The sequence below is a fragment of the Microbacterium sp. ISL-103 genome (assembly GCF_018613995.1).
Taxonomy (GTDB): Bacteria; Actinomycetota; Actinomycetes; order Actinomycetales; family Microbacteriaceae; genus Microbacterium.
Map to the genome: position 1 here is coordinate 1 of NZ_JAGGPD010000120.1, position 6544 is coordinate 6544.

The following is a 6544-nucleotide window of genomic DNA, read 5'->3' on the forward strand; positions in this document are numbered from 1 at the left end:
CCACGGCACTCGACGTGCGGATGACGGCGGAGGAGACAGCCGGTTCGGTCGACAATCTGCTGCGGGTGAGTTCCGGGGAGGCGCTGCTCGGCTTCGCTCAGGGGGATGCCGCCGCGGATGCGGTCGCGGGGGAGGGCGCCTTCGACGAGCCGTTGCCGGTTCAGGCAGTCGCGAGGCTCTACGACGAGTACCTCCACATCGTGGTCCGCGCGGATTCGGAGATCGAGACGGTCGCCGATCTGGCCGGGCGCACCGTGTCGCTCGGAGCGGAGAACTCCGGTGTCAACGTCATCGCCGCGCGCGTGCTGGACGCGGCCGATGTCGATGTCGCCTCCATCACCGACCCGCAGCTCGACCTGGGCGAGTCGATCAGAGCGCTGGAGTCGGCAGAGATCGACGGTTTCTTCTGGGTGGGCGGCATCCCGACGCCCGGTATCGCCGCACTCGCCGAGACCACTCCGGTGCGACTGCTCTCGATCGAGCAGAGCTGGGTGAACGCGGTCAATTCGCGGTACTCGGACGCCTACCGCCCCTCGGACTTCCCGGTCGGCCTCTACGGGCTCGACGAGTCGGAGCCCACGATGGCCGTTCCGAACTACCTGATCGCCGCAGCCGGCACTCCTGACGACGTGGTGCGAGACATTCTGGCCGGTCTGTTCGACGCGCGCACCCGCATCGCGCAGCACGTGCCGGCGGCGGCATTGCTCGACCGCCGGCAGGCGATCTTCACGGGGCCGGTCGAACTGCACCCCGGTGCGATGGCGTACTACCGAGCCGAGCGGGACTGAGGCCTCAAGAAATCCTCAAGAAGTACTCGCTCGTGCATCCGACCATGTCAACCTGGTGACCGATCGCGCTCGATTCGACGGAGAATTCAGATGCCAGAGAGCCCACGCCATTCATGCAGGCGCGGGCTCGGTCTCTCCCCCGAAGAGTCTCGTGATCGCATCCGATCGGAGGCTTGCCGTCTCGTTCTGCCGGGGGGACGAACGCGACGGCAGGGACGCCCCCACGGCTCGCGGGGGCGAGCCGTGGGGCACTCCGCCGCTGGGGCGGAATCACCCCTGCCGCGTGGTTACGAACGTGTAAATGTCGACGGCTCGATGTGGAGCCGAGTGATCGACCTGGCTAGTTTGGAGAAATGATGACCACTGGTAAGCCCCTCGTCGTTGTCGACAACGTCCAGAAGCACTATGGCGACTTCCAGGCGCTCACCGATATCGACCTCACGGTGAACGCCGGAGAGGTGGTCGTGGTGATCGGCCCCTCGGGCTCGGGCAAGTCGACGCTGTGCCGCACGATCAACCGTCTCGAGACGATCACGAGCGGCTCGATCAGCATCGACGGCAAGGCGCTGCCCGCCGAGGGCAAGGGACTCGCGAACCTGCGAGCCGACGTCGGCATGGTGTTCCAGTCATTCAACCTCTTCGCCCACCTGACGATCCTCGAGAACGTCACACTCGGCCCGATCAAGGTCCGCGGTATGAAGAAGGCGGATGCCGAGAAGGAGGCCATGATGCTCCTCGACCGCGTCGGCGTCGCCCAGCAGGCCACCAAGCTTCCCGCTCAGCTCTCCGGAGGGCAGCAGCAGCGTGTCGCCATCGCGCGAGCGCTCGCCATGCAGCCGAAGGTGATGCTCTTCGACGAGCCCACCAGCGCCCTCGACCCCGAGATGATCAACGAGGTCCTCGATGTCATGGTGGAGCTCGCCCGCGACGGCATGACGATGATCGTCGTGACGCACGAGATGGGCTTCGCACGCAAGGCCGCGAACCGCGTCGTGTTCATGGCCGACGGTCGGATCGTCGAAGAGGCGACGCCGGAGGAGTTCTTCACGAACCCGAAGAGCGATCGTGCGAAGGACTTCCTCTCGAAGCTCCTCACGCACTGATCGAGACCCACAGACCCTGCACACACAGCACACGAAGGAGACGCACATGCGACGCACACGGACACTGGCAGGAATCGGGATCGCGGCAGTAGCGCTGCTCGCGCTCACCGCCTGCAACAGCGGCAGCCCGTCCAGCCCCGGCGCGGGCACCGGAGGAGAAGAGGGCGAGGACTCCACCTGGTTCGAGGTCGCCGACGACGTCCAGCTCGAAGGCAGCCCGACGTTCGACGCCATCCAGGAGCGCGACAAGGTCGTCATCGGCGTCAAGNNCACCACCAACGAGCGCACCGGCTTCGACGTCGACATCGCCCGCTGGATCGCCGCCTCGCTCGGCTACGACGAGGACAAGATCGAGTTCAAGGCGATCGCCTCGGCGAACCGCGAGCAGGCGCTGGTCAACGGCGACATCGACTACTACGTCGGCACGTACTCGATCACCGACAAGCGCAAGGAGCAGATCACCTTCGCCGGCCCGTACTTCATCACGGGTCAGGGCCTGCTGGTGGGCACCGACAGCGACATCGAGAGCGAAGCCGATCTGAACGCCGACACGACGGTCTGCTCGGCGACCGGATCGACCCCGATCCAGAACATCCGCGACAACTACCCCGAGGTTCCGACCAAGGAGTTCGACCTGTACTCGGCATGCGTCGAGGCGCTGCTCTCGGGTGAGGTCCAGGCGGTCACGACCGACCAGGCCATCCTGATCGGCTACGCCGCTCAGGACCCCGACAACCTCAAGGTCGTCGGAGAGCCGTTCACGGAGGAGCGCTACGGAGTCGGCCTCGCGAAGGACGACACCGCTCTGCAGGAGCACATCAACACGCTCTTCACCGACGGTGGCGACATCTGGCAGGCGATCTTCGACAAGAACCGCGGCTCGTCGGGCATCGAAGTCAGCCAGCCCGCAGTCGACTGATCGATCCGAGGGGGCGGCCCATCTGAGCCGCACCCTCCTCACACTCAAGAAGGGGAGGCGGCGTGGACGTCATCTTCGGCAACACCGACCTCTGGGGCAGAGCGCTCGGGAACACCCTGACGATCTTCCTCGGCGGCGCCGTGCTCGCGCTCGTGATCGGCCTGATCGTCGGTGCGATGCGGGTGTCACCCATCCCGATCGCGCGCGGCGTGGGGACGGTCTACGTCAACCTGATCCGCAACACCCCGCTGACCCTGGTCTTCTTCTTCTTCATCTTCGGCTACCCGCAGCTCGGACTGCCGAAGCTCAGCACGACCATCCTCGCGATCCTCGCGATCGGCATCTACACCGCCACCTATGTCGCCGAGGTTCTCCGCGCCGGCATCAACACCGTCCCGGTGGGGCAGGCAGAGGCGGCTCGTGCGATCGGTCTGCCGTTCGGGCAGGTGATGACCCTCGTCGTCCTTCCGCAGGCCTTCCGCTCGGTGGTTCCTCCCATGATGAGCGTGTTCATCGCGCTGCTGAAGAACACGACGGTGGCCGCCGGCTTCTCGGTGCTCGACCTCGGCGCGATCCGCTCGTACCTCAGCGAGCGCGGTGAGAACGCACTCGTCGTCCTGCTCTGGGTGGCTGTGATCTTCGTGGCCCTCGTGCTGCTCCTCAGCTGGCTCCAGCGATATCTCGAGAACAAGTGGAGGATCGCGCGATGACTTCCGTCCTGTACGACGTCCCCGGCCCCAAGGCCATCCTCCGCAACAGGTTCCTCGGGGTCGCCACCGTGATCGTCGTGCTCCTGCTGCTCGGCTTCATCGGCTACCGGTTCTACGTCAGCGGCCAGTTCGACGCGTCGCGGTGGTACGTGTTCTCGTTCAGCGCCGTGTGGACGCAGATCTTCGGAGCACTCGGGCGCACGCTCGCGGCCTTCGCTCTCGCGGGCATCCTGAGCCTCGCGCTCGGATTCGTGCTCGCGATCGGGCGGCTGTCCGATCACGCGTGGGTGCGGGTGCCGGTGACCGTGGTCACCGAGATCTTCCGAGCGGTGCCGGTGCTCGTCCTGATGATGCTGCTCTACTACGGCCTTCCCGTGGTGGGCGTGAAGATGGACCCGTACTGGGCCGTCGTGCTCGCTCTCATGGCCTACAACGGATCTGTGCTCGCCGAGGTCATCCGCGCCGGCGTCGAGTCGCTCCCGCGGGGTCAGAGGGAAGCCGGCTACGCGATCGGTCTGCGCAAGAGCGGCGTCATGCGCCTCATCCTGCTGCCTCAGGCGATCCGAGCGATGCTCCCGGTCATCGTCGCCCAGCTCGTGGTGACGCTCAAGGACACCGCACTCGGCTTCATCATCACGTACCCCGAGCTGCTGTACTTCGCGAAGCAGCTCACGTCGCAGCAGGGCCGTCCGGTGCTGCAGTCCGCCTTCGTCATCGGCGGCATCTACATCATCATGTGCCTGATCCTCTCGGGCATCGCGCGCTGGGTCGAGATCAAGACGCGGCGCTCGCCCAAGGTCCAGGCGATCCACGCCGCGGGCAACGTCGCAGCCGACGACGAGTCGACGATGACGCAGGTGATCGCGATGCAGAAGGGCGCGGGCAAGTTCGACCAGGGCGGCGGACCGGGCACGATCTGACGGTCTACCGGCGCAGGGCGACCGCCTCGCGCCGGTAGACTCCTGTCTCGTGTCTGAGTCTCCCGAAATCACCCCGGAAGCGGTCGAAGCCGCCGTCGCGGCCGCACTCGAAGCGATCACCACGGCCGCCGATACCACCGAGCTGAAGGCGGCCCGTGCCGCCCACGTCGCCGATGGATCTCCGCTCGCCGTCTTGAACGCGTCGATGCGCCAGGTCGCCCCCGAGAACAAGGCCGCATTCGGCAAGCTCGTCGGCCAGGGCCGCGGTCAGGTCACCAAGGCGCTCTCCGCCAAGGAGGCCGAGCTCGCCGCGGCAGAGGTGGCAGCACGCCTCGAGTCCGAGCGGGTCGACATCACCGCCGTGCCCTCGCGGACGCGGGTCGGTGCACGGCATCCGCTGACTCTGCTCAGCGAGCAGATCTCGGACATCTTCGTCGGCATGGGCTGGGAGATCGCAGAGGGGCCCGAGCTCGAGCACGAGTGGTTCAACTTCGACGCCCTGAACTTCGACGTCGATCACCCCGCCCGCCAGGAGCAGGACACCTTCTACGTCGACCCCGCGTCGCGTCACCTCGTCATGCGCACGCACACGAGCCCCGTGCAGGTGCGGTCGATGCTCGACCGCGACGTGCCGATCTATGTGCTGTGCCCCGGTCGTGTGTACCGCACCGATGAGTTCGACGCGACCCATCTGCCGGTGTTCACCCAGTTCGAGGGTCTGGTCGTCGACAAGGGCATCTCGATGGCGCACCTGAAGGGCACGCTCGACCACGTCGCGCGTCAGCTCTTCGGCCCGGAGGCCAAGACGCGCTTCCGCACGAACTTCTTCCCCTTCACCGAGCCGTCCGCCGAGCTCGATCTGTGGCACCCGACCTTCAAGGGCGGTGCGCGCTGGATCGAGTGGGGCGGCTGCGGCATGGTCAACCCGAACGTGCTCCGTGCGGCTGGGATCGACCCCGACGTGTACAGCGGCTTCGCGTTCGGCATGGGCGTCGAGCGAGGACTCATGTTCCGCAGCGATGTGCAGGACATGCGCGACATGGCAGAGGGCGATGTCCGATTCAGCGAGCAGTACGGGATGGTGGTGTGATGCGCGTCCCGCTTTCGTGGCTGCGTGAGTACGTCGATCTGGCAGCGGATGCCACGCCGGAGGACGTTCTCGCGGCGATGGTGACCGTCGGCTTCGAAGAGGAGGACATCCACCGCTTCGAGATCTCGGGTCCTGTCGTCGTCGGACAGGTCGTCTCTCTCGAGGGCGAGCCCCAGTCGAACGGCAAGACGATCAACTGGTGCCAGGTCGATGTCGGTGAGGCGAACGGCGGCATCCGCGGCATCGTCTGCGGCGCGCACAACTTCGTCGCCGGTGACAAGGTCGTCGTGACCCTGCCCGGCGCCGTGCTGCCAGGGCCGTTCCCGATCGCCGCGCGCAAGACCTACGGTCACGTGTCCGACGGCATGATCGCCTCGGCACGAGAGCTCGGCCTGGGCGACGAGCACAACGGCATCCTGGTGCTGGCTGACCTGGGCATCGATGCTCCAGTGGGCACCGACGCGATCAGCCTGCTCGGCCTCGACGACGTCGCGGTCGAGATCAACGTCACGCCCGACCGCGGATACGCGTTCTCCCTCCGCGGCGTCGCCCGCGAGTACTCGCACGCCACCGGCGCGACATTCCGCGACCCGGCCGAGCGCGACTTCGCCGAGCTGCAGCCCGGCTCCGGCCACACGGCGGTCGTCGATGACGCCGCCCCCGTGCGTGGCCGCGTCGGTGCGAGCGAGTTCGTCACGCGCGTCGTGCGCGACGTCGACCCCTCACGCCCGACGCCGCCATGGATGATCGCGCGCCTGTCGCTCGCCGGCATGCGCTCGCTCGGCATCCTGATCGACATCACCAACTACGTGATGCTCGAGCTCGGTCAGCCGCTGCACGGGTACGACCTCGACAAGCTCGCGGGCGGGATCACCGTGCGCCGCGCGAGCGCCGGCGAGAAGATGAAGACCCTCGACGGCCAGGAGCGGGCGCTGCACGTCGAAGACCTTCTCATCACCGATGAATCCGGACCCATCGGGCCCGCGGGTGTGATGGGCGGCGGCACCCCCGAGA

Annotated in this window: 7 protein-coding genes; all 7 read left to right on the forward strand. The window is 66.8% G+C overall.

The window, feature by feature from the left end; translation table 11 throughout:
* Nucleotides 1-788 (forward strand): TAXI family TRAP transporter solute-binding subunit (locus J7E68_RS05300; RefSeq protein WP_215170532.1); only part of this gene is annotated, 788 nt, incomplete at its 5' end.
* Nucleotides 789-1141: 353 nt separating this feature from the next.
* Complete coding sequence (locus J7E68_RS05305; protein WP_396652484.1) at nt 1142-1891, forward strand: amino acid ABC transporter ATP-binding protein; 750 nt, start codon at nt 1142-1144, stop codon at nt 1889-1891.
* 46 nt (nt 1892-1937) lie between these two features.
* Nucleotides 1938-2810: a glutamate ABC transporter substrate-binding protein gene (locus J7E68_RS05310; RefSeq protein ID WP_215170534.1), complete on the forward strand. Its 873-nt coding sequence runs from the start codon at nt 1938-1940 to the stop codon at nt 2808-2810.
* 62 nt (nt 2811-2872) lie between these two features.
* Nucleotides 2873-3520, forward strand: coding sequence for an amino acid ABC transporter permease (locus tag J7E68_RS05315; RefSeq protein WP_215170536.1), 648 nt, complete (start codon nt 2873-2875; stop codon nt 3518-3520).
* Nucleotides 3517-4440 (forward strand): amino acid ABC transporter permease, encoded by a 924-nt coding sequence (locus J7E68_RS05320; protein WP_215170538.1) that lies wholly within the window; start codon nt 3517-3519, stop codon nt 4438-4440. Before J7E68_RS05315 ends, J7E68_RS05320 begins: the two co-directional genes overlap by 4 nt.
* Before the next feature lie 49 nt (nt 4441-4489).
* Nucleotides 4490-5530, forward strand: coding sequence for a phenylalanine--tRNA ligase subunit alpha (gene pheS / locus J7E68_RS05325; protein ID WP_215170546.1), 1041 nt, complete (start codon nt 4490-4492; stop codon nt 5528-5530).
* On the forward strand, nt 5530-6544 hold a 1015-nt coding region (locus J7E68_RS05330; RefSeq protein ID WP_215170548.1), incomplete at its 3' end, for a phenylalanine--tRNA ligase subunit beta. The genes pheS and J7E68_RS05330, both read left to right, overlap by 1 nt.

What these genes read in the sequence shown, in the direction of transcription:
- J7E68_RS05305 (WP_396652484.1), top strand. Translation starts at nt 1,142, where the DNA reads ATGATGACCACTGGTAAGCCCCTCGTCGTTGTCGACAACGTCCAGAAG.
- J7E68_RS05320 (WP_215170538.1), top strand. Translation starts at nt 3,517, where the DNA reads ATGACTTCCGTCCTGTACGACGTCCCCGGCCCCAAGGCCATCCTCCGC.